This window comes from Mycobacteroides abscessus ATCC 19977, from assembly GCF_000069185.1.
GTDB lineage: Bacteria > Actinomycetota > Actinomycetes > Mycobacteriales > Mycobacteriaceae > Mycobacterium > Mycobacterium abscessus.
Window position 1 is genome coordinate 3,896,326 of sequence record NC_010397.1, and the last position, 23,128, is coordinate 3,919,453.

General features: G+C 63.5%; 21 protein-coding genes. 7 read left to right on the plus strand and 14 right to left on the minus strand.

Going from position 1 to position 23,128, the window contains the following annotated elements:
• Positions 1-43: 43 nt before the first annotated feature.
• The 4 genes from fusA to MAB_RS19515 all read right to left on the minus strand — a co-directional run bounded on the left by fusA (position 44) and on the right by MAB_RS19515 (position 4,000).
• Positions 44-2,149: an elongation factor G gene (gene fusA, locus MAB_RS19500; RefSeq protein WP_005055595.1), complete on the minus strand. Its 2,106-nt coding sequence runs from the start codon at positions 2,147-2,149 to the stop codon at positions 44-46.
• A 75-nt stretch (positions 2,150-2,224) separates the two neighbouring features.
• Complete coding sequence (gene rpsG, locus MAB_RS19505) at positions 2,225-2,695, minus strand: 30S ribosomal protein S7 (protein WP_005055588.1); 471 nt, start codon at positions 2,693-2,695, stop codon at positions 2,225-2,227.
• Positions 2,695-3,069, minus strand: a complete 375-nt coding sequence (gene rpsL, locus MAB_RS19510; protein WP_003929602.1) for a 30S ribosomal protein S12 — start codon at positions 3,067-3,069, stop codon at positions 2,695-2,697. Before rpsL ends, rpsG begins: the two co-directional genes overlap by 1 nt.
• A 322-nt stretch (positions 3,070-3,391) precedes the next feature.
• Positions 3,392-4,000: a TetR/AcrR family transcriptional regulator gene (locus MAB_RS19515; RefSeq protein WP_005055561.1), complete on the minus strand. Its 609-nt coding sequence runs from the start codon at positions 3,998-4,000 to the stop codon at positions 3,392-3,394.
• Between the two features lie 207 nt (positions 4,001-4,207).
• On the opposite strand from MAB_RS19515, the gene MAB_RS19520 reads away from it, so the two are divergent.
• On the plus strand, positions 4,208-4,588 hold the full coding sequence (locus MAB_RS19520) for a DUF3060 domain-containing protein (protein WP_005080439.1): 381 nt from the start codon (positions 4,208-4,210) through the stop codon (positions 4,586-4,588).
• A 229-nt stretch (positions 4,589-4,817) separates the two neighbouring features.
• The gene (locus MAB_RS19525; RefSeq protein ID WP_005089029.1) at positions 4,818-5,279 is read left to right on the plus strand and encodes a DUF3060 domain-containing protein; all 462 of its coding nucleotides are present in this window, start codon (positions 4,818-4,820) and stop codon (positions 5,277-5,279) included.
• A gap of 7 nt (positions 5,280-5,286) precedes the next feature.
• Here the strand turns inward: MAB_RS19525 and MAB_RS19530 are convergent, their stop codons facing one another.
• The 6 genes from MAB_RS19530 to MAB_RS19555 form a co-directional block, all read right to left on the minus strand.
• Positions 5,287-5,829, minus strand: coding sequence for a DUF3558 domain-containing protein (locus tag MAB_RS19530; protein WP_005080436.1), 543 nt, complete (start codon positions 5,827-5,829; stop codon positions 5,287-5,289).
• Positions 5,826-6,389: a DUF3558 family protein gene (locus MAB_RS19535; RefSeq protein ID WP_005080434.1), complete on the minus strand. Its 564-nt coding sequence runs from the start codon at positions 6,387-6,389 to the stop codon at positions 5,826-5,828. Before MAB_RS19535 ends, MAB_RS19530 begins: the two co-directional genes overlap by 4 nt.
• 65 nt (positions 6,390-6,454) lie before the next feature.
• On the minus strand, positions 6,455-7,231 hold the full coding sequence (locus MAB_RS19540; protein WP_012296694.1) for a crotonase/enoyl-CoA hydratase family protein: 777 nt from the start codon (positions 7,229-7,231) through the stop codon (positions 6,455-6,457).
• Complete coding sequence (locus MAB_RS19545) at positions 7,228-7,971, minus strand: PaaX family transcriptional regulator C-terminal domain-containing protein (protein WP_005080431.1); 744 nt, start codon at positions 7,969-7,971, stop codon at positions 7,228-7,230. The genes MAB_RS19540 and MAB_RS19545 overlap by 4 nt, the downstream gene beginning before the upstream one ends.
• Positions 7,972-7,975: 4 nt before the next feature.
• Positions 7,976-8,884: a crotonase/enoyl-CoA hydratase family protein gene (locus tag MAB_RS19550; protein WP_005080429.1), complete on the minus strand. Its 909-nt coding sequence runs from the start codon at positions 8,882-8,884 to the stop codon at positions 7,976-7,978.
• Complete coding sequence (locus MAB_RS19555) at positions 8,884-10,518, minus strand: acyl-CoA dehydrogenase family protein (protein ID WP_005112064.1); 1,635 nt, start codon at positions 10,516-10,518, stop codon at positions 8,884-8,886. Before MAB_RS19555 ends, MAB_RS19550 begins: the two co-directional genes overlap by 1 nt.
• An 84-nt stretch (positions 10,519-10,602) precedes the next feature.
• Between MAB_RS19555 and MAB_RS19560 the strand changes: the two genes are divergently transcribed.
• From MAB_RS19560 to MAB_RS19570, 3 genes are all read left to right on the plus strand, one after another.
• Positions 10,603-11,304 (plus strand): hypothetical protein, encoded by a 702-nt coding sequence (locus tag MAB_RS19560; protein WP_005089023.1) that lies wholly within the window; start codon positions 10,603-10,605, stop codon positions 11,302-11,304.
• Between the two features lie 67 nt (positions 11,305-11,371).
• On the plus strand, positions 11,372-11,713 hold the full coding sequence (locus MAB_RS19565; protein ID WP_005089022.1) for an ArsR/SmtB family transcription factor: 342 nt from the start codon (positions 11,372-11,374) through the stop codon (positions 11,711-11,713).
• 3 nt (positions 11,714-11,716) lie between these two features.
• The gene (locus tag MAB_RS19570) at positions 11,717-12,202 is read left to right on the plus strand and encodes an SRPBCC family protein (protein WP_005112067.1); all 486 of its coding nucleotides are present in this window, start codon (positions 11,717-11,719) and stop codon (positions 12,200-12,202) included.
• On the opposite strand, the gene MAB_RS19575 is transcribed toward MAB_RS19570, so the two are convergent.
• Positions 12,199-13,020 carry a hypothetical protein gene (locus tag MAB_RS19575; protein ID WP_005112070.1) on the minus strand — a complete coding sequence of 274 codons (822 nt, stop codon included), beginning with the start codon at positions 13,018-13,020 and terminating at the stop codon, positions 12,199-12,201. The two genes, MAB_RS19570 and MAB_RS19575, sit on opposite strands and share 4 nt — an antisense overlap.
• 58 nt (positions 13,021-13,078) lie before the next feature.
• Between MAB_RS19575 and MAB_RS19580 the strand changes: the two genes are divergently transcribed.
• Positions 13,079-13,369 carry a DUF1905 domain-containing protein gene (locus MAB_RS19580; protein ID WP_005080416.1) on the plus strand — a complete coding sequence of 97 codons (291 nt, stop codon included), beginning with the start codon at positions 13,079-13,081 and terminating at the stop codon, positions 13,367-13,369.
• On the opposite strand, the gene MAB_RS19585 is transcribed toward MAB_RS19580, so the two are convergent.
• Entirely contained in the window at positions 13,366-14,769 is a 1,404-nt protein-coding gene (locus tag MAB_RS19585) for an amino acid permease (protein ID WP_005112071.1), read from the minus strand. The genes MAB_RS19580 and MAB_RS19585 overlap by 4 nt on opposite strands.
• A gap of 167 nt (positions 14,770-14,936) precedes the next feature.
• Here MAB_RS19585 and MAB_RS19590 point away from each other — a divergent pair, with 167 nt between their 5' ends.
• A complete protein-coding gene (locus MAB_RS19590; RefSeq protein WP_005112073.1) occupies positions 14,937-15,335 on the plus strand; it encodes a hypothetical protein in 399 nt (132 codons plus the stop codon).
• A gap of 85 nt (positions 15,336-15,420) precedes the next feature.
• Here MAB_RS19590 and MAB_RS19595 read toward each other — a convergent pair whose 3' ends face one another.
• Positions 15,421-19,380: a DNA-directed RNA polymerase subunit beta' gene (locus tag MAB_RS19595; RefSeq protein ID WP_005077661.1), complete on the minus strand. Its 3,960-nt coding sequence runs from the start codon at positions 19,378-19,380 to the stop codon at positions 15,421-15,423.
• 49 nt (positions 19,381-19,429) lie between these two features.
• Positions 19,430-22,945 (minus strand): DNA-directed RNA polymerase subunit beta, encoded by a 3,516-nt coding sequence (gene rpoB, locus MAB_RS19600; protein ID WP_012296696.1) that lies wholly within the window; start codon positions 22,943-22,945, stop codon positions 19,430-19,432.
• Between the last annotated feature and the right edge of the window lie 183 nt (positions 22,946-23,128).

Genomic DNA, 23,128 nt, shown 5'->3' on the forward strand with positions numbered 1-23,128 from the left:
TTAGGACCTACTCGCGCAAGCCCAATTGGGTCGTTCGCTTCGCTTACTCCCCGGTCGCCTTCGCGATGATCTCCTTCGACACGTTCGCCGGAACCTCGGCGTACGAGTCAAACACCATGGAGTAGTTTGCCCGGCCCTGAGTCTTCGACCGCAGGTCGCCGACGTAGCCGAACATCTCCGACAACGGAACCTGTGCCTTGACGACACGAGCACCGCTGCGCTCCTCCATAGCCTGGATCTGGCCACGGCGGGAGTTCAGGTCGCCGATCACGTCGCCCATGTAGTCCTCGGGCGTGATGACCTCGACAGCCATGAGGGGTTCGAGGATGACCGGCTGCGCGGCCTGCGCGGCCTTCTTCAGTGCCTGCGAGCCCGCAATCTTGAATGCCATTTCCGACGAGTCAACATCGTGGTACGCACCGTCGAGCAGCGTGACCTTGATGTTCACCAGCGGGTAGCCGGCCAGGATGCCGTACTGCATGGCGTCCTGGGCACCGGCGTCGACCGACGGGATGTACTCGCGGGGCACGCGTCCACCGGTGACCTTGTTCTCGAACTCGTAGGTGGCGCCGTCCTCGGCATCCACCAGCGGTTCGACGGTGACGATGACCTTTGCGAACTGGCCCGATCCACCCGTCTGCTTCTTGTGGGTGAACTCGACGTTCTCGACCTTCTTGCGGATGGTCTCGCGGTAGGCCACCTGTGGCTTACCGACGTTGGCCTCAACCTTGAACTCGCGGCGCATGCGGTCCACCAGGATGTCCAGGTGAAGCTCGCCCATGCCGCCGATGACGGTCTGGCCGGTCTCCTGGTCCAGCTTCACCTTGAAGGTGGGGTCCTCTTCGGCGAGCTTCTGGATGGCAGTACCCAGCTTCTCCTGATCGGTCTTCGTCTTGGGCTCGATGGCCACCTCGATAACCGGGTCCGGGAAGGTCATGGACTCCAGCACGATCTGGCTGTTCGGATCGCACAGGGTGTCACCGGTGGTGGTGTCCTTGAGGCCGATGACCGCGTAGATGTGACCCGCGGCGGCCGTCTCGACCGGGTTTTCTTTGTTGGCGTGCATCTGGAACAGCTTGCCCAGACGTTCCTTCTTGCCCTTGGTGGCATTGACGACCTGCGCGCCGGACTCGATCTTGCCCGAGTACACACGCACGTAGGTGAGCTTGCCAAAGAACGGGTGCACGGCGATCTTGAAAGCCAGCGCAGAGAACGGCTCGTCCGTCGAAGGCTTGCGTTCGATCTCCTGGTCTTCGTGACCAGGAACGTGCCCCTTGACCGACTCGACGTCCAGCGGCGACGGCAGGTAGTCGATGACCGCGTCGAGCATGGGCTGCACACCCTTGTTCTTGAACGCGCTACCGCACAGCACCGGGTACAGCTCGCTGGCGACGGTGAGTTTACGGATACCGGCCTTGATCTCATCGATGCTGAGTTCCTCGCCACCGAGGTACTTCTCCAGCAGCGCCTCATCCGATTCCGCAACGGTCTCAAGCAGCTCGTTGCGGTACTCGGCGGCCTTGTCGGCGAGGTCGGCGGGGATCTCGACGGTCTCGTAGCTCTCGCCGAGCTTGGTCTCGCCACGCCACACCTTGGCGTTCATCTCGACCAGGTCGATGATGCCCTCGAAGTCGTTCTCCGCGCCGATCGGCAGCTGAATGACCAGCGGCTTGGCACCCAACCGATCCTTGATGGTCTGAACGGTGAAGTAGAAGTCGGCGCCCAGCTTGTCCATCTTGTTGACGAAACAGATACGCGGCACGTCGTACTTGTCGGCCTGACGCCACACCTGCTCGGACTGCGGCTCAACGCCCTCTTTACCGTCGAAGACGGCAACGGCACCGTCGAGCACACGCAGGCTGCGCTCCACCTCTACGGTGAAGTCGACGTGCCCGGGGGTGTCGATGATGTTGATCTGGTTGCCGTTCCAGAAGCAGGTGACGGCAGCGGACGTGATCGTGATGCCGCGTTCCTGCTCCTGCTCCATCCAGTCGGTGGTCGAGGCACCGTCGTGGGTTTCACCGATCTTGTAGTTCACACCGGTGTAGTAGAGGATGCGCTCGGTCGTGGTGGTCTTGCCGGCATCGATGTGCGCCATGATGCCGATATTGCGAACCTTGTTCAGGTCGGTAAGCACGTCCTGTGCCACAGAAGTTTCCGCTCTTTCGCTTCGGATGGATTGTCTATAGACGGTCCAGGCCCCGGGTTTTCCGCGGCCCCGGAATCACCAGCGGTAGTGCGCGAACGCCCGGTTGGCCTCGGCCATCTTGTGGGTGTCCTCGCGACGCTTCACCGAGGCGCCCAGACCATTGCTGGCGTCCAGGATCTCGTTGGCGAGACGCTCAACCATGGTCTTCTCACGGCGAGCGCGCGAGAAGGTCACCAGCCAGCGCAGGGCCAAAGTGGTGGAGCGATCGGGGCGGACCTCGACCGGCACCTGGTAGGTGGCACCACCGACGCGGCGGCTACGCACCTCGAGGGCGGGCTTGACGTTGTCCATGGCGCGCTTGAGCGTCACGACCGGATCGGTACCGGTCTTGTCGCGAGCCTGCTCCAGAGCGCCGTACACGATGCGCTCGGCAATGGACTTCTTGCCGTCGAGCAGCACCTTGTTGACCAGCTGTGTTACCAGCTGCGAACCGTACACCGGGTCGTTGACCAGGGGACGTGAGGGCGCGGGTCCCTTACGTGGCATTAGCTCTTCTCCTTCTTGGCGCCGTAGCGGCTGCGAGCCTGCTTGCGGTTCTTGACTCCCTGGGTGTCCAGCGAGCCGCGGATGATCTTGTAGCGCACACCGGGGAGGTCCTTCACACGACCGCCGCGCACGAGCACCATCGAGTGCTCCTGCAGGTTGTGACCCTCACCCGGGATGTAAGCGGTGACCTCCACCGCGCTGGTCAGGCGCACACGGGCCACCTTCCGGAGCGCCGAGTTCGGCTTCTTCGGAGTGGTGGTGTAGACGCGGGTGCAGACGCCACGGCGCTGCGGGCTGCCCTTCAGGGCCGCGGTCTTCACCTTGGCGATCTTGTCCCGGCGACCCTTACGGACCAGCTGGTTGATGGTTGGCATGTACCGGCTTTCTTCTCTAGCTACTACTGGGCTCTAGCACTGTGAGCCCATCTAAAGGCCCTGTTGTCCTGCGTTTTTCGCCCAGTTCGGTATCCCGAGGCCGGGCGTGTCGCACGCACCGCGGCCGCGAAGAAAAACTCCTTCACCCTCTGGGCATGCGAATTGACCTGGCGCCTTATTTGACCCTCACCGGCGCTACCAGCGGTGGCCATTGGCCAGGCACAGCGCCCTACCATACCAGGGCTGATCACAGTGAGACAAACTCGCCTACCAGCGACAAAGCGCTGGTAGGCGGCGGCTCACCAACACCCGAGCAACATGGCTATTTACGTTCGGCCAGACCCGAGGCGAAGCGGTGCACCATCTCCGCGAACGCGGTATCGGGATCCATCTCGATACCGGCCATGAATCCGGTCATCTCCAGCATCACGAAACCGTGCATCGCCGCCCACAGCTCGACACCGGCGTGGAAGGCCGTGTCCTCGTTCAGCCCGTAGACACCGATGGCCTCGGTCGCCGGCTTGGCCAGCTCGCGCGCGTCGATGGTCGGGCGGTTCACGGCATCGAGGAACGGCATCCGCGTCAACGCGGCATATCGGCCGGGATGGTGGTGCGCGTAGCTGCGGTATGCGCCGGCCATCGCCAGAATCGCGTCCTCGCTGCTGCGCCCCGAGCTCACGGTGTGGAGCATGCCGACAATCTCGGCCAGCACCCGGTCGCGGACCTCGTGCCGCAGATCATCGAGGCTGTCCACGTGGTTGTAGAGCGACGGCCCCTTGGTCCCGAGCTCGACGGCCAGCGCGTTGATGGTCAGCGCATCCCAGCCCGCCCGATCCAGGAACGACAGTGCGGCGTTGACGACGGCGTCCCGGTTAAGCCTCGTTGCCCGCGCAGGGGTTCTGCGGTGCGCGGTTGCGGGCTCGGTCGTCACGTGGGGCCGCCTTCGGGGGTGAGTCGTTCTAGTCCAGGACTAACTGATGCGGCCTTCCGGGCAGATGGCCTGCTATGACCCTATCTCCCCCACCACCACCTTTGCGTTTGTCTGCCCATCGAACCTGCTGTGGCGTGCCGTGGCTTATTCTCATCGGGTGATCAGGACCGTGAAATGAAACACGTTCTAGTTTCTGCGGGGCGGCCGATGCTGGTCGGCGTCCTGGTGACTGCGGGTATCGCCGCATTGACGGGCTCACACACCATTGGCCCGGATCTCGCCGACAACATCCGACTGGCCAAGAACGGCGACACCCACATCACTCAATACGGCTTGGTCACCACCATCGACTGCAATGACTCCACGGTCTTTGTGAACGGATCACAGAACGTCATCACCGCCCTGGGCAGCTGCTATGCCATCTCGGTACAGGGCTCGCACAACACGATCATCGCCGACAACGTGGTCAACGACATCACCGTCTACGGCTTCAACCAGAAGGTGCTCTACAAGTCCGGCGAACCCGCGATCATCGACCGCGGGCGCGAGCTGGGCATGATGAATTTCATCGACCGCGTGCCCGGCTGACCCTGCCACACTCCCTACTCCCCGCTCCCCGCTCCCCGCGCTCCCCGCTCCCCGCTCCCCGCTCCCCGCTCCCCGCTCCCCGCGCGAGCATGCTCAAATGTGCCGTAAATGCGCCCAAAACCGCATATTTGGGCATGTTCGCGCGGGGATTTACCGGGATACACGGGATACGCGGGGATTCACGGGGATTCGCGGGGATACTTGAGAGTTCGCCGGGATACTTGAGAGCATGTACCGCACTCGCCCGACCCTTGTCGCCCTAGCCGTCGCCGTTACCGCCGTCGGGCTGGCCGGCTGCGGCATCATCAAACCGGGCTCAAGTAATCCGACGCCCGGCACCTGGACCCCGCCGTCCACCAGCACTAGCACCAGCACCTCGCCGAGCGCCAGCACCCCCACGTCGGCGAAGGTCAACATCGGGGACGAGACCGTCATCGGGTACTTCGGCCAGACCACGACCGCGACCTGCGAAGCGGGCAAAAGCCTCAATATCACCGGCGCCAACAACACATTGACCATCACCGGGCCCTGCGAGACGGTCACCGTCTCGGGCTTCTCGAACACGGTGACGTTCGGCGAACTGAAAACCGAGGTAACGGTCACCGGCTACGGGAACAAGCTCACGTACAAGACAGGCGAACCCAAGGTCAACAACTACGGAAGCAACAACACCATTCAGAAGGCTTCCTAGCTCTGGCTCACAACACCGTCTGCACGATGTGTTCGACCAGCTGGCGCGCGGCGGCACAGCTGTCTCCGCCCTTGCGGTACTGAACCCACCAGGTCAGCGAACCGGTTCCGGCCGGCACTGTGACACCGCAGCCCGAACCGGGGCCGCTGCTGGTGAATCCCTTGCGGCTGTTGATGGTGATGTCGGCGGTCTTCTGCCCCATACCGTCGGCGGACGTGCGATCACGTTCGACGTCGCCGCCCTCGTAGTACGCGTACAACAGGTCGATGAGGTTTCCGGCATCGTCTGCCGCAACCCAATAGCACAGTGCACCAAAGAAATTCTGGTAGATCTGGGCGGCCTTCACGGTCTCGACAATGGTCTTCTCGTCGAGGGGACCACACTGGCCGTTGGCGAATCCGTACGGATCCAGCTTGTCGTTCTCGCCCCGCTCGTTGGACGACAGTCCCTCGCCCGGGGCCACGGCGGTACCGTCCACCGTGTGTGCGCAGCCGGTAGGTGCCGCCAGCAATAGCAGCACAGCAGCCAGGGTGCCGAAGATCTTTCTCATTGCTTACCCACCTTGCCGAGCAGTGAGTCCATCAGGGTCTCGACGGCCTTACACGGATCATTTTTGACCGCGCTCGATTGCAGCGACCAGTGCAGGAAATCCGGTCCCGACCCCGCAGACAGCTCGCACAACCCAACGTTGCTGACCCGGTAGCCGGGGTAGGACTTGGTGGTCACCGCTTCGACGGTATGTCCGAGATTTCGCGCGACCGAAGCCTCCTTCTGGGCCGAGCTACCCCGGTACCAGTACAGCGAGATGGATGTGTCGCCGGTTCCCGGCCCGGTGGACCACCGGCAGCCCAGCAGACTGTCCACATCGCGCTTGAGGCCCGGAACACCCACCGCCGCATTGACTTCCGCATCGGTCATACCGCCGCAGTCTCCGAGTTTGAAACCCTTGCCGGGACCGTTGTTCACCTCGGGCACCGTGGTCACCTGGGCGTCGGGCGAGCCGCCGTCGCCGTCGCCATCGGATGAGGGCCGGGACGAACATCCGACCAGCACCGCTGCGGCGATGACCAGGGCCGAAACCGGGAGCATCCGCACAGTCACGGTGTCCACAGTACGTCCGCGTCTTGCGCGTCACCGATATGTGCGAAGTGTGTCGGTGCCTGGAGCCGGGTGTGTCAGACCCCGGCTCCATGCCGGCCCTCACCCGCGGCGAACCGACCCGCACCCTCCAGCGCCTCCGTTGCGACGCGCTCGATGCTGCCAAACTCGTTGTCCAGTGCCGCTTCCTCGGCCATCCCCCACTGCGCGATGGCCGAATCACGGTCGGCACGCACGCACTGTTGCGGGAAGGCAGCGATCTCGGCAGCCAGTGTCTCGGCAGCCTCACGCGCCTGACCACGCGCGACCACGCGGTTGACGAGCCCGATGTCCAGCGCCTCATTCGCGTGGACGGGACGCCCGGTCAGGATGAGATCCATCGCACGCGAGTGCCCGATCAGCCGCGGCAGCCTGATCGTGCCACCGTCGATGAGCGGAACGCCCCAACGCCGGCAGAACACACCCAGCACGGCGTCCTCCTCGACCACCCGAAGGTCGCACCACAACGCGAGCTCGATCCCGCCGGCGACGGCGTGCCCCGATATCGCCGCGATCACCGGTTTGGACAGCCGCAACCGCGAAGGGCCCATCGGACCTGGGCCATGCGGGTGCAGTTCGTTACCGCGGTCGGTCCCCATCGCCTTGAGATCAGCTCCAGCACAGAAGGTTCCGTTGTCACCCCACAGCACCGCCACCGACGCCTCGGGATCCGCGTCGAACTCGGTGAACGCCGCGAGCAGCGCCGCCGCGGTCGGCCCGTCGACGGCGTTGCGCGCATGCGGCCGATTGAGAATGACCGTTGTCACCGGGCCCGCCTTCTCCACCCGGACCGCCGGCTGCATCTCTTCACTCATAGCGAGGCTTCTTCCATCTCGGCGGTATCCCGCAGGGTCACTAGCTCATCCTTGAATTCCCGGTAACGGGCACGCATTTCGTCAGCAGGCCAATCAGCCGGCAAGAGCTCGTCCGGCAATACCGGATCAGCCAGCAGATGCCGCACCATCGCAGCGGCCAGCACGAATCGCGCCGGGATCGCCTCGGCCTGGTCCCACCACCGCAATAGCGCCGTCGCGTACGTGGACCACCCGGTCAGATCCCACAGCTGCGCGGCCAACACTTCCGGACGGTCGGTCCTGGTGTGCAGAATCCACACATGGTCGGTGACCGACGGCGGCAGATCCACCTCCAGATTCTCCGGGCGCAACCACACACCCTCCCGGAATTCTCCGAAACGGCTCTGCCGCAGGGTGGTTCGCAAATCATTGCGGTCGCGGGCATCACGGCCCACGCTGGTGATCACCAGCTGCTTCCAGGTGCCGTCCCATGAGCCCCGATGCGGATCACACGCCTCGTCCTGCCGAAGCTGACGGGCCTGTAGGCGTTCAGCAAGCCGGTATCCGGCTTCGGTTCTGACAAGATCCCCGGCGGCGACCATGCGGGTGAGCGCCACCCGCACAGTGGTGTCGCTGATACCGAACAAGGTTGTCAATGCCCGGATTTCACGCACCGATAGCTCCGCAGGGTGCGCGCCCAGCAGCAGGCTCAGGATGACCGAACGTGCGGTCATCGGGTGATGATCGACCGGGTTGTCCATCTCGCTACAGTTCGGTGGGCTTACGCCCGTAATCGCCAAACGGCTCATCCCGGTGCCGGACCGCTTGCCGATAGCCGTTGGCAATGGCGTCTGCCGTGAACGCGTGAGCCTCCGGTGTATGCCGGGAGATACCGTCAAAAACTGTGCCGATCATGGCGCTGTTGGCAATCCCCTGATTGATGAGTACAGAGTTGCAGGCCAGCTTGATCATCATCAGCTGGTTCAACGGCATCGCGGCGATCCGCTCGACCAGCCGCTCGGTGCGCTCGTCCAACTCGTCGGGCTCGGGTGCCTCGACCGCCAGACCCCAGTCGTAGGCTTGCCTGCCCGACAGGCAATCACCAGTCAGTAGAAGGCGTTTCGCACGCTGATCACCGAGCTTGTGCGCCCATAGTCCGGTGGCGGGCACACCCCACACCCGCGTAGGCGGGTATCCGATCTTGGCATCAGCGGCGACGATCAACTGGTCGGCGTGTAATGCGATATCCGTTCCGCCCGCCACGCAATAGCCGTGCACCTTCACCACGGTGGGCTTGTTGGCATGCAATAGCGAGGAGAAGCCGCGCGTGAACCGGCTCATCATCTGATAGTCGAGCATCGGATCCCAATTGATGTTGGGCAGGTGGTTGCGCAGCTGCACCTGCCCGTCCAGCGCGGTACCTGAATACCGCACCGACCCTTCGTCATTGGCCTCGGCATAGGCACTGAGGTCGAAGCCGCCACAGAACCCGTCCCCCCGGCCGGATACCAGGATCACGTGCACCTGAGGATCCAGATCGGCACGTTCAACGAGTGCCGCCAGTTCCAGCGGAGTGTCGGCGATGATGGCGTTGCCCTGCTCGGGCCGGTTGAAGGTGATGCGCGCGACTCGATCGGTGACCTCGTAGGTCATCGTCTTCAAGGTGTCCACCATCAGTCGCCCGACTTGACGGTGGCGCGCTCCAGGATCGGGGAAAGGTCCAGCCCTGTGGGCAGAGTCCCGAATGCCCCACCCCAATCACCGGCCAGACGGGTGGCCAGGAACGCCTGGGCGACGGCCGGATGGCCATGACGGACCAGTAGCGCCCCCTGCAGCGCCAGACAGATGTCCTCGGCGACCTTGCGGGCACGATACGTCACCGATTCCAGATCGCTGAGCTGCGAATGCAATCCATTGATGTGGCGATCCAGACGCTCGTCCTGCCCCTGGGCCAGGGCAAGCTCCTTGAATAGCACCTCGACACATTCGGGCTTGGTGGCCATGGCCCGCAGCGTGTCCAGCGCGCTCACATTGCCGGACCCCTCCCAGATCCCCATCAGCGGAGCCTCACGATAGAGACGCGGCAGCCCCGAGTCCTCGACGTAGCCGTTGCCGCCGAGGCATTCCATCGCTTCGCCGGCATGCGGGGTGGCGCGCTTGCATACCCAATACTTGCTGGCGGCCAAGCCGATACGCCGCAGCAGTGACTCGGTCTCGTCGCCGCGAGTAGCACGGTCGGTGGCGCCTGCCATCCGCATGGCAACCATGGTTGCCGCCTCGGCCTCTATCGCCAGATCGGCGAGCACGTTGCGCATGAGGGGCTGATCGATCAAGTACTCGCCGAAGGCCTTGCGGTGCTGGGCGTGATGCATGGCCAGCGCGACACCCGTACGCATGCTGGTGGCTGATCCGAGCGTGCAGTCCAGGCGCGTCATGTTGACCATTTCGATGATGGTCTTGACGCCCTTGCCCTCTTCACCAACCAGCCACGCGGTCGCCTCGTCGTACTCAACTTCGGAGGACGCGTTCGAGTGGTTGCCAAGCTTGTCCTTCAAGCGCTGCAACCGCATCCGGTTACGGCTGCCGTCGGGCAACACTCGCGGCAGGAAGAAACATGACAGGCCTCCCGGCGCCTGGGCGAGCACCAGGAACACGTCGCACATTGGCGCCGAGGTGAACCACTTGTGTCCGACCAGCGTGTAGCTGCCGTCGGCGCTCGGCGTGGCGGTGGTGGTTCCCGCACGCACGTCCGAGCCGCCCTGTTTCTCGGTCATCGACATGCCCGCCGTCAGACCTGCCTTGGCAGTGGGCACCGCCAACACCGGGTCATATACCCGACTAGACAGCAACGGCTCATAGACGGCGGCAAGTTCGGGGTTCGCACGCAGCGCCGGAACCACCGCGTAGGTCATGGAAATCGGACACATGTGGCCGGGATCGGCCGTCCACACACCGGTCTTCGCGGCGCGTACCACGTGGGCGCCCGGACGCTCGTCGGCCCAGGGCGCGCCATGCAGCCCATGGGCGACAGCCTCCCGCATGAGCTCGTGATAGGCCGGGTCGAACTCGATTTCGTCGACGCGGTGGCCCCATCGGTCATGCGTGTGCAGCACCGGGCGGTTCCGGTTTGCCAACTCCCCGGCGCGCTGCATCCGGTCAGTGCCATTGAGCGCACCCACCTCTAGCACCTCGTCGACACCCCACTGACCACCCTCACGAATGAGTGCTTCCATCAACACGGGACTGGTCGCGGCGTTGTAGTCGCGCAGCGCGGGAACCTGGTTGGTGACGACATGCGTATCGGCCATGTATTCAGTGTTACATTTCCACGACAACTGCACAAGATCTGTTCACATAGCCTTCTCCCAGGGACCATGAAGTAGAAAGAAGTCGTGGAGAAGGTCGTCTTCGTGCTGCGCCAACCGCCCGATGCCACCACCGACGCGTGGGCCGAGCGATTGCGGACGGCGGCCATCGACAAGATCCCGGCGGCGGGTGTGCACGGCCTGAGCGTGTGCGTGCACGACGGCTCCGTAAGGGCGGCGAACCTGCGCCTAGTAACCCTGGATCCTCCGTTCGCCGCAGCAGTCAGCGTGTGGGTTCAGCAGTCGTACGGACCCGAGATACGCGAGATTGCCACGGTTCTATCCCGAACCTCTGCGGCAGTGCACGGATACCTCGTTACCGAATCGGTGCCTCTCCCCTCTCCGGACACCGAAAATGACACGCGATCAACAGGTTTCACCAACATTGCGCTGCTGCGCAGGCCCACCGACATGTCATTCGATCGCTGGCGCCAGCAGTGGCAGGGCGTGCACACGCAGAATGCGCTCGACCTACAGTCGACGATCGGGTATGAACAGAATCTGGTGGTGCGGGCCATTACCCCCGAAGCACCCGTGATCTCGGCCATCGTATTCGAGCAGTTCCCGATCTCCGCTCTCACCGATCCGCTGGCCTGGTATGGCGCCTCAGATCAACAACAGCTGAGCGAGCGCGTGATAGCGATGCTCGACAGCGTCAAAGCCTTTGGCGCCGATACCAACATCGACACGGTCGCGACCAGTAGGTATGACATAGTCCGGCCGTTCTAGTCGCACATTCCATATGCCGGCGGTTCCAGCCGATTGACATACAACCAAATGGTTGTATATTTGAGGTGTGACCGACGCGGATGAGGACAAGGCCGACGCCATGTTCCATGCGCTCTCCGACCGCACCCGGCGCGACATCCTGCGGCGCGTATTGGCCGGTGAACACTCGGTTTCGACGCTCGCGGCGAACTACGACATGAGCTTCGCCGCCGTGCAAAAGCACGTCGCCGTGCTGGAAAAGGCCGGGCTGCTCACGAAGCGGCGCAACGGCCGGGAACAGCTGGCCAGCGGTGACGTGGAAGCCGTCCGTTCTGTCGGCGCCATGCTTTCCGAGCTGGAACAGCTCTGGCGCGGCAGGATCGCCCGGATCGATGAACTCATAGCCCGCGACAGACCATCAAAGGATTGAATCATGCCTGTTACCAACGTAACCCACGATATCGATACTCGTACCATCGTCATCAACGCCGAATTCGAGGCACCCATCCAGCGGATATGGCAGATCTATGCGGATCCTCGCCAGCTCGAAAAGGTTTGGGGCCCTCCGAGTTGCCCCGCGACATTCGTCGACCACAACTTCAAGCCAGGCGGCCGCGCGAACTACTACATGACCGGACCGGACGGCGAACGATACGCGGGCTGGTGGGAGATCATCGCCATCTACGAACCTAACAGCTTGGAGTTTATCGACGGCTTCTCCGACGACAAGCTGAATCCCGTTGACAATATGCCTACTTCGAGAAATGTGTACACATTCGTCGAGAAGGATGGCCGTACCCTGGCGACCTATGTCAGCACCTTCGAGACTGCCGAGGCACTGCAGCAGGTACTGGATATGGGTGTCATCGAGGGAGCTTCCTCAGCGATCAACCAGATCGACGAGCTGGTGCGCTCCTAAAACGCGGTGTCACCGTCGGCGTGGCCGAGGATCAGAGCGTTGACATCCTCGGCCGCTCTGCGTTGATGCAAGCGCGCTATCAACATCGGATCATGCTGCAGGCCAACAACTACCACATGCAACGGTAGTGCCGCAGGTTCGGTGGACAGCGCAAGCTGCGCGCCGTCCCGGCCCAGGACGCCGTACCTGACACGACTTCGGGTTCGGTCCGTTTCGCTGACACCACCTAACTCCGTCCACGACAAGACCTGCTGCCCCGGCACCCACAAGCCCTCATGCGATAGCAGCACACTGCGCCTCGGTACCGGCAGATCGATCAGAAACTTCGCCGCCCCACCCAGCGCGACAATGCCGAAGGCCAGACTGCCGTAGAAGGCCACCGCATAGGCCGTACCCTCCTTGGGCGTATGCGCACCGGTTGCCGGATGTGCGAAGACATCACCGTCAGCGGCGACGCGCATCACGACGGGAGCCAGCAGGGCCAGACCGACGGCTGCGAGCACGGCAATCCCGAGAGGACCCGGGCTGTACCGCAACGGTATACGGACACCCGAGTGATCGCGGCCATCTACACGCCACTGCCACGGCGCGGCCATCCAGTATTCGGCCGGTGGGTTCCGGCGGTAGGCAGGCAGGTCTCCGTTGCGCAGCGTCACAAGCCAGCCAAGGCCGAAAAACACCGTACAGAACAACGAGAACCAGACGGGGCTATTGGTCACCCACGGGCCCAGTACCAACAGCGGCGTGAACAGCAACACGAAAAGGCGACGAAAATCGAACTTAGGTGTGTTGCGCGTTCTCCCCGACATGATCATCACTATATGAAACGCGCGAACCAATAGTTTGCTGTGGCCCGGACGGCCTACGCTCGGTCCCATGGTGGACTATCGCGACCCCGGTGCCATCACGTTTGAGGCGACGATCGAGAAGCCCGAGGGCCCCGGCGCCTACGTGGAATTCCCGTACTCCGCATTCGACAGCTTCGGCGTCAGGATCAGAGTGCCGGTACATGTCATGTTCGATGGCTCGGTTCCCTATACGGGATCCCTGGCACCGTATGGAGGCCGACATGTGCTCGGAGTACGCAAGGACATTCAGGCTCAGCTGGGCAAGGGGCCCGGTGATCGGGTGATGGTCGAAGTCAGGCTCGATATTGACCGCGCCTAGGCGTCCTGTGTTTCCCGATGCGCTGGCTCACCGTGGTGCACGAAGTAGCCGAGCACCACGATGATGAACCACACCACGCCCACCAAGATGGCGGTTCGGCCGTCCTCGGTGAAGAACAAGAGCAATACCACCAGCGCCAGAAAGCCAAGCGCCAGGATATTGGTCACCGGCGCACCGGGCAGTTTGTAGTCCGACGCGGGCAGTAGTCCGTCGGCAACACGCTTCCGATAGATCATGTGAGAAACCAGGATTGAACCCCACACAAAGATGATGCCGATAGTCGACACCGACGTGATGTAGGCGAATGCCTTGTCCGGCGAGAGCCAGTTGACGAATACCCCGATACCCATCGCCAGCGCCGAGAAGCAGATGGCAAGCATCGGGACGTGGCGCGAACTCAATGCCTGCAGGCCCGCGGGGGCATCACCGCGCTGGGCGAGGCTGCGGACCATGCGGCCGGTCGAGTAGATACCGGAATTACAGGAAGATAGCGCGGCCGTCAGCAAGATGAAGTTCACGATGTTCGCAGCCTGCGGAATGTTGAGGTATTCGAATACGGCAACAAAGGGGCTCTCGCCCTTGTGATAGTTCCGCCAGCCCTGGATCGACAGAATGACGATCAGCGCGCCCACGTAGAACAACCCGATGCGGAAGGGCAGTGTATTGATCGCCTTGCGCAGCGTAACTTTCGGGTTCTCCGCCTCCCCTGCCGTTACGCCGACGAGCTCGACACCGACATATGCGAACACCACGATCTGCAGACTCAACAGTGCCTGGCTGAAGCCTGTCGGAAACACGCCACCGTCATTCCATAGGTTCGCGACGGAGGGACCCGTCTCCGGCCCCAAGCCCGAAATGGGCAGTAGTACACCGACGCCGATGATGATCATGCCCAGGATCGCCGTCACCTTGATCATCGAGAACCAGAATTCGGCCTCACCGAAGATTTTCACCGATATCAGGTTGGCCCCGAACAGGATCAGCAGGACGACCAGCGCGGTCACCCACTGTGGAATGCCCGGCCACCACCGTTGGATATACACACCTGCGACGGTTATTTCGGCCATACATGTGGTGGCCCATACCGCCCAGTAGGTCCAGCCGTTGGCGAATCCGGCGAAACGTCCCATGAATTCCTCGGCGTATTCGGAGATGCTGCCCGAGACCGGCCGGTAGACCAGCAATTCACCCAGTGCACGCATGATCACGAATATCGCCAGGCCGGCGACCAGATAGGTCAGGATGAGCCCCGGTCCGGCCTTCTCGATCGCGCCGCCGGCGCCGTAGAAGAGGCCGGTACCGATGGCACCGCCGATGGCGATCATCTGCACCGTGCGGGCAGACAGGCCCCGCGAGTATCCGGCGTCGGGCGTCTCGGATTCGGAATTGGCAACGGTCATCCGGACATCATCGCGTGAGCGGACAGTTATTGCACAGGAAACCCCGGACAGCGAGGCTCATATCGGTCGGTCAGCACCCGAACGGTCGGATACGCACGTGAAATTGCGGACTCCCGGTAGGTAGTTGTGCGCTGAACCGACTTCGCTTACGTCAATAGGCTTCTGAGATGATCAACCGACAGTCCATCGGAGACGTGGCGTTGCCAACTCTGAGCATCATGTTGCCGTTCGCGATCATCGTTGGTCAGCTCGGTTTCGATCCCTGTCGCTGGTGGATCGTGTACTGCACCGCTGCCGCCGTGGCAATCGGGCTGGCCGTCGGCACCTCGCGGATGCGCAAGACGAGCGGCGCCCGACCGACAACAAGCCCGCCGTGGACATTCTTCTGGATTGGCCTGGCGGCTCTGACGGCAGTACAGGGCGGCTTCTACTCGCAGTTCCGAAATCAATGCCCGGTTGTCGGACCCATCATCCCCATCGACATGTTCCTGGAGTGGATCGTCGCACCGACAGTGCTCGTAGCGGCGGCTCTCAGCGTATGCCGACGCGGGCGGGCCCACATATAGGTCTCGGGGCGCACAAGTCTGTGGAAGCAGAAAGGCCCCCGGGACGTACCCGGGGGCCTTTCGTGCTTGCGTTGGAAGGACGCGGCTAGCGGTAGTCGCTGTAGCCGTAGTCGTCCAGCGGCACCGCAGCACCGGTGTTGGAACCGAAGTCGGGGCTGTAGTACTGATCCTCGTAGGACGGGATCGTGTACGCGGCGGCCCGCGCCTCTTCGGTCGGCTGCACCGAAATGTTGCGGTAGCGGTTGATGCCGGTACCAGCCGGGATCAACTTACCGATGATGACGTTCTCCTTCAGACCATTCAGCTTGTCGCTGCGGCAGTTGATGGCCGCATCGGTCAGCACGCGAGTGGTCTCCTGGAAGGACGCCGCCGACAGCCACGAATCGGTGGCCAGCGATGCCTTGGTGATACCCATCAGCACCGGACGGCCGGCCGCGGGCTCGCCGCCCTCGGCCACCACGCGACGGTTCTCCGACTCGAACTCGGCACGCTCGGTGAGCGAGCCGGGCAGGAATTCCGTTGCGCCCGAATCGATGATCGTCACGCGACGCAGCATCTGTCGCACGATGACCTCGATGTGCTTGTCGTGGATCGACACACCCTGGCTGCGGTACACCTCCTGGACCTCGTTGACCAAGTGCACCTGCACCTGACGCGGACCCATGACGCGGAGCACCTCGTGCGGATCTGCCGCACCTTCCATGAGCTGCTGTCCGACCTCGACGTGGTCACCGTCGGCCAGCGGACGCTCGGACCCGTCCTCATGCTTGAAGACGCGCAGGCGCTGACGCTTGGAGAGCTTGTCGTAGACAACTTCCTCACCGCCGTCGTCCGGGACGATGGTGATCTTGTAGAAGCGCTCGCCCTCTTCCAGGCGCACCCGTCCGGTGACATCGGCAATCGGGGCCTTGCCCTTGGGAACACGCGCCTCGAACAGCTCGGTGACACGCGGCAGACCACCGGTGATGTCGTCACCGACGCCACCCTGGTGGAAGGTACGCATGGTCAGCTGAGTACCGGGCTCACCGATCGACTGCGCGGCCACGATGCCCGCCGCCTCGCCGATGTCGACAAGCTTGCCGGTCGCCATCGAGCGGCCGTAGCACATCGCACAGACCCCGGTACCGGTGGTGCAGGTCAGCACCGACCGAACCTTGACCGTCGTGACGCCCGCGGCAAGCAGCTTCTCGATCGCCGGGTCGCCCAGGTCATGTCCACGCTCCACCAGCACATTGCCATCGGCATCCACCGCGTCAGCGGCGAGAGTCCGTGCGTAGGCGGAGGTTTCGATGTGCGCATCGCGGATCAGCGTTGCCTTGCCATCGGGCCCAGTCTGCTTCTCCGCAATAACCACGTTGATGCCACGTTCGGTGCCGCAGTCGTGCTCACGGACGATGACGTCCTGCGAGACGTCGACCAGACGACGGGTCAGGTAACCCGAGTCCGCGGTACGAAGCGCGGTGTCCGCCAGGCCCTTACGAGCGCCGTGCGTGTTGATGAAGTACTCGAGAACGGTCAGGCCCTCACGGAAGGAGGACTTGATCGGACGCGGGATGTACTCACCCTTCGGGTTGGTAACCAGACCCTTCATGCCGGCCAGGTTGCGCACCTGCGTCATGTTTCCGGTAGCACCGGACTTGGGCAGCAAGGTGATCGGGTTGTCGGCCGGGTAGTGCTCCTCCAGCGCCTTACCGACCTCGTCGGTGGCCTCCTGCCAGATCTTGACCAGCGCGTCGCGACGCTCCTGCTGGTTCAAAGCACCACGCTGGTACTGCTTTTCGATCCGCTCCGCTTCCTTCTCGTAGCGGTCCAGGATCTCCGCCTTCTGCGGCGGCACCAGCACGTCGGCCATCGAAACCGTGACACCCGAACGCGTGGCCCAGTGGAAGCCGGCGTCCTTCAGCTTGTCGACGGTCTGCGCGACCACGATCATCGGGAACCGCTCGGCGAGGTCGTTGATGATCGCCGACTGCACCTTCTTGTGCATCTGCTTGTTCACGAACGGATACCCATGGGGCAGCAGCTCGTTGAACAGAACGCGGCCCAGGGTGGTCTCGGCGACCCAGGCATCGCCTGGCTGCCAACCGTTTTCGAACAGCTCGGCCTCGACCTCGGCCGGCGGACGCTGCTGCGTCAGCCGCACGCGGATGGGTGCACGGACACTCAGCGCACCGCGGTCCATCGCCATGATGGCCTCGGCGGGCGAGCTGTACACGCCGACCTCCGGCTGATCCTTGCCGGCCGGTGCGTGCGCACCGATGTCGCCGGGGATCTCGGTGGTCAGGAAGTACAGACCGGTCACCATGTCCAGACGGGGCATGGCCAGCGGGCGGCCCGACGCGGGCGACAGGATGTTGTTCGAGGACAGCATCAGGATGCGAGCCTCGGCCTGCGCCTCCGCCGACAGCGGGAGGTGCACGGCCATCTGGTCACCGTCGAAGTCGGCGTTGAACGCCTCACACACGAGCGGGTGCAGCTGAATTGCCTTGCCTTCCACCAGCTGCGGCTCGAAGGCCTGGATACCCAGGCGGTGCAGGGTTGGTGCACGGTTCAGCAGCACCGGGTGCTCGGCGATGACCTCTTCGAGGACGTCCCACACCTGGGCACGCTGACGCTCCACCATCCGCTTGGCGCTCTTGATGTTCTGCGCGTGGTTCAGGTCGACCAGACGCTTCATCACGAACGGCTTGAACAGCTCGAGAGCCATCAGCTTGGGCAGACCACACTGGTGCAGCTTGAGCTGCGGACCGACCACGATGACCGAACGGCCCGAGTAGTCGACGCGCTTACCGAGCAGGTTCTGACGGAACCGGCCCTGCTTGCCCTTGAGCAGATCGGACAGCGACTTGAGCGGGCGGTTGCCCGGCCCTGTAACAGGCCTGCCCCGGCGCCCATTGTCGAACAACGCGTCCACGGACTCCTGCAGCATCCGCTTCTCGTTGTTGACGATGATCTCGGGCGCACCCAGATCGATCAGTCGCTTGAGGCGGTTGTTGCGGTTGATCACGCGGCGGTACAGGTCGTTCAGGTCGGAGGTCGCGAAGCGGCCACCGTCGAGCTGAACCATCGGGCGCAGTTCCGGTGGGATCACCGGCACCGCGTCCAGCACCATGCCACCGGGTGAGTTGGTGGAGTTCTGGAACGCCGCCACCACCTTCAGGCGCTTGAGGGCACGAAGCTTCTTCTGCCCCTTGCCGCTGCGGATGGTCTCGCGCAGATTCTCGGCCTCGGCATCGAGATCGAAGTTCTGGATCAGCTTCTGCACGGCCTCGGCGCCCATGGCACCGGTGAAGTACTCGCCGTAGCGGTCGACGAGCTCACGGTAGAGCACCTCGTCGACGATCAGCTGCTTGGGAGCCAACTTGGTGAAGGTGGTCCAGATTTCGTCGAGCCGGTCCAGCTCACGCTGCGACCGATCGCGAAGCTGACGCATCTCGCGCTCGCCACCGTCGCGCACCTTGCGGCGCACGTCGGACTTGGCACCCTCGGCCTCCAGCTCGGCCAGGTCGGCCTCGAGCTTCTGGGCACGGGCCTCCAGGTCGGCATCGCGCTGATCGGCGACGGCCTTCTTCTCGACCTCCATCTCGGCCTCGAGCGTCGAGAGCTCGTTATGACGGAGCTCGTCGTCGACCGCGGTGATGACGTAGGCGGCGAAGTAGATGATCTTTTCGAGATCCTTCGGTGCCAGGTCGAGCAGGTAGCCGAGGCGCGACGGAACGCCCTTGAAGTACCAGATGTGCGTGACCGGGGCGGCCAGTTCGATGTGGCCCATCCGCTCACGGCGCACCTTGGCGCGGGTCACCTCGACGCCGCAGCGCTCACAGATGATGCCCTTGAAGCGCACGCGCTTGTACTTGCCGCAGTAGCACTCCCAGTCGCGAGTAGGTCCGAAGATCTTCTCGCAGAACAGGCCGTCCTTCTCGGGCTTGAGCGTGCGGTAGTTGATGGTCTCCGGCTTCTTGACTTCGCCGAAGGACCAGTTTCGGATGTCATCCGCCGACGCGAGGCCGATACGGAGTTCATCGAAGAAGTTGACGTCGAGCACGTAAACTCCCTTTCCCCTTGCGGGATAGATGTTCGGTCAGTGGGGCTGGTTAGGCGAAGTCCTCTATCGAAGCAGATTCATTGCGGGACAGGTTGATTCCCAGGTTCGCGGCAGCGCGCTCCAGGTCCTCGTCGTCGCCGTCGCGCATCTCGATGGCGGCGCCGTCCTTGGACAGCACCTCCACGTTGAGGCACAGCGACTGGAGTTCCTTGAGCAGAACCTTGAACGATTCGGGGATACCCGGCTCGGGGATGTTCTCGCCCTTGACGATCGCCTCGTAGACCTTCACGCGACCGACGGTGTCGTCGGACTTGATGGTCAACAGCTCCTGCAGCGTGTACGCCGCACCGTAGGCCTGCATGGCCCAGCACTCCATCTCACCGAACCGCTGGCCACCGAACTGCGCCTTACCACCGAGCGGCTGCTGGGTGATCATCGAGTACGGGCCGGTCGAACGCGCGTGGATCTTGTCGTCGACCAAGTGGTGCAGCTTCAGGATGTACATGTAACCGACGGTCACCGGGTACGGGAACGGCTCGCCGCTCCGGCCGTCGAACAACCGCGCCTTGCCGTCACCATCCACCATGACCTCGCCGTCCCGGTTGGGCAGCGTCGAGGACAGCAGTCCGGTCAGCTCCTCCTCGCGGGCACCGTCGAACACCGGGGTGGCCGTGCGGGTATCGGCCGGCGCAGAGGTGAGGTCTGCAGGCAGATTGGCCGCCCACTCGGGCTCACCCTCGATGTTCCAGCCGGTCTTGGCAATCCACCCGAGGTGGGTTTCCAAGATCTGGCCGATGTTCATACGGCGTGGCACACCGTGGGTGTTCAGGATGATGTCCACCGGGGTGCCATCGGGCAGGAACGGCATGTCCTCGACGGGCAGGATCTTGCCGATGACGCCCTTGTTGCCGTGGCGTCCGGCCAGCTTGTCACCGTCGGAGATCTTGCGCTTCTGCGCCACGTACACGCGAACGAGCTCATTCACGCCGGCAGGCAGATCGTCGTCGTCATCACGCGAGAACACGCGGATGCCGATGACCTTTCCGGACTCGCCGTGCGGCACCTTCAGGGAGGTGTCGCGGACCTCGCGAGCCTTCTCACCGAAGATGGCACGCAGCAGGCGCTCCTCGGGGGTCAGCTCGGTCTCACCCTTCGGGGTGACCTTGCCGACGAGGATGTCGCCGTCGCGGACCTCGGCGCCGATGCGGACGATGCCACGCTCGTCGAGATCTGCCAGCACCTCATCGGAGACGTTCGGGATGTCCCGGGTGATCTCCTCGGCGCCCAGCTTGGTGTCGCGCGCATCGATTTCGTGCTCTTCGATGTGAATCGAGGTGAGCACGTCCTCTTCCACCAGACGGTTGGACAGGATGATGGCGTCCTCGTAGTTGTGGCCTTCCCACGGCATGACTGCCACGAGCAGGTTCTTACCGAGGGCCATTTCGCCGTTCTCGGTGCAGGGACCGTCGGCGATGACCTGACCGGCCTCGACCCGCTGCCCCTCGTCCACGATGGGCTTCTGGTTGGCGCAGGTGCCGTGGTTGGAGCGGGCGAACTTGCGCAACCGGTAGCTCTGCCGGGTGCCGTCGTCGGCCATCACGGTGACGTAGTCGGCAGACACCTCTTCGATGACACCGGCCTTCTCCGCGACGACGACGTCTCCGGCGTCGATGGCGGCACGCAATTCCATACCGGTACCGACCAGCGGAGCCTCGCTACGCACCAGCGGAACCGCCTGGCGCTGCATGTTGGCACCCATGAGGGCACGGTTGGCGTCGTCGTGCTCGAGGAACGGGATCATGGCGGTCGCGACCGACACCATCTGGCGCGGCGAGACATCCATGTAGTCGACCTCGGTCGCCGACACGAACTCCACCTCGCCGCCCTTGCGGCGAACCAGGATCTTCTCCTCGGTGAAGCGGCCGTTGGCGTCCACGGGCGAGTTGGCCTGCGCCACCACGTGGCGGTCCTCTTCGTCGGCCGTCAGGTAGTGGATGTCGTCGGTGACAACTCCGTCCGAGACCTTCCGGTAAGGCGTCTCGATGAAACCGAACGGGTTGACCCGCGCGTACACCGACAGCGAGCCGATCAGGCCGATGTTCGGGCCTTCCGGGGTCTCGATCGGGCACATGCGGCCGTAGTGCGAGGGGTGCACGTCGCGGACCTCGAGGCCGGCGCGGTCACGGGTCAGACCACCGGGGCCCAGCGCCGACAGACGACGCTTGTGGGTCAGGCCCGACAGCGGGTTGTTCTGGTCCATGAACTGCGACAGCTGGCTGGTTCCGAAGAACTCCTTGATCGCCGCCACGACGGGACGGATGTTGATCAGGGTCTGCGGGGTGATCGCCTCGACGTCCTGCGTGGTCATGCGCTCACGCACGACGCGCTCCATACGGGACAGGCCGACCCGGATCTGGTTCTGAATCAGCTCGCCGACGGTACGCAGGCGACGGTTACCGAAGTGGTCGATGTCGTCCACATCCACCGGCACCTCGACGCCACCGGGGGCGGTCATCGTGGTCTGGCCCTCGTGCAGGCGCACCAGGTACTCGATGGTGGCGACGACGTCTTCCTCGGTGAGGGTGGTGGTGGTCACCTGAGCCGGATTGGTGCCGCCCAGGCCCAGCTTCTTGTTCACCTTGTACCGACCCACGCGGGCCAGGTCGTAACGCTTCTCCTTGAAGAACAGGTTCTCCAGCAGGGCCTGCGCCGACTCCTTGGTCGGCGGCTCGCCCGGGCGCAGCTTGCGGTAGATGTCCAGCAACGCCTCGTCGGGACCGGCGATGTTGTCCTTCTCCAGGGTGCCCATCATGATCTCGGAGAACCCGAAGCGCTCGACGATCTGCTCGTTGGTCCAGCCCAGCGCCTTCAGCAGCACGGTGACCGGCTGGCGGCGCTTGCGGTCGATGCGGACGCCGACGGTGTCGCGCTTGTCGACGTCGAACTCGAGCCAGGCACCGCGGCCGGGGATGACCTTGACGCTATGCAGGGTCTTCTCGGTCGACTTGTCGATGCTCTCGTCGAAGTAGACACCCGGCGAACGGACGAGCTGCGACACGACCACGCGCTCGGTGCCGTTGATGATGAAGGTGCCCATATCGGTCATCATCGGGAAATCACCCATGAAGACCGTCTGGCTCTTGATCTCACCGGTGTTGTTGTTGATGAACTCGGCCGTGACGAACAGCGGGGCCGCGTACGTCATGTCCTTGTCTTTGCACTCGTCGACGGGCGCCTTGACCTCGTCGAAGCGCGGGTCGCTGAACGACAGCGACATCGAGCCGGAGAAGTCTTCGATCGGCGAAAGCTCCGTGAGGATCTCCTCAAGGCCGCCGGTCGGGTTCACCTCACCGCGTGCAGTCGCAACCTCACGCCAGCGCGGCGATCCAACCAGCCATTCAAAGGACTCCGTCTGCACATCGAGCAGGCCGGGAACCGCAAGCGGTTCACGCAGCTTGGCGAAGGAAAGTCGGCTAGGGGCCCCAGGTACGGAGTTAGTAGTTGCGTTATCGGTCTTAGTCTGGCGAGAGACTGCCAAGATCGGTCCTCCAGTGTTGCCGCGCATCTGCGATGTTTTGCGCAAGCAAACGACCAAACACACACCCGATCGATCACAACAAAAATCAACACCGTCGTGGCGAGGGAAGGTGGGCAGGAGGCAGCCAGCGCAACGTCTAACGATAGCGTACTATCGCGCAGCCTTCAACTGCCCGGTCAATTCTGCGGATCAGCGCTGGCTGGCGGCCTC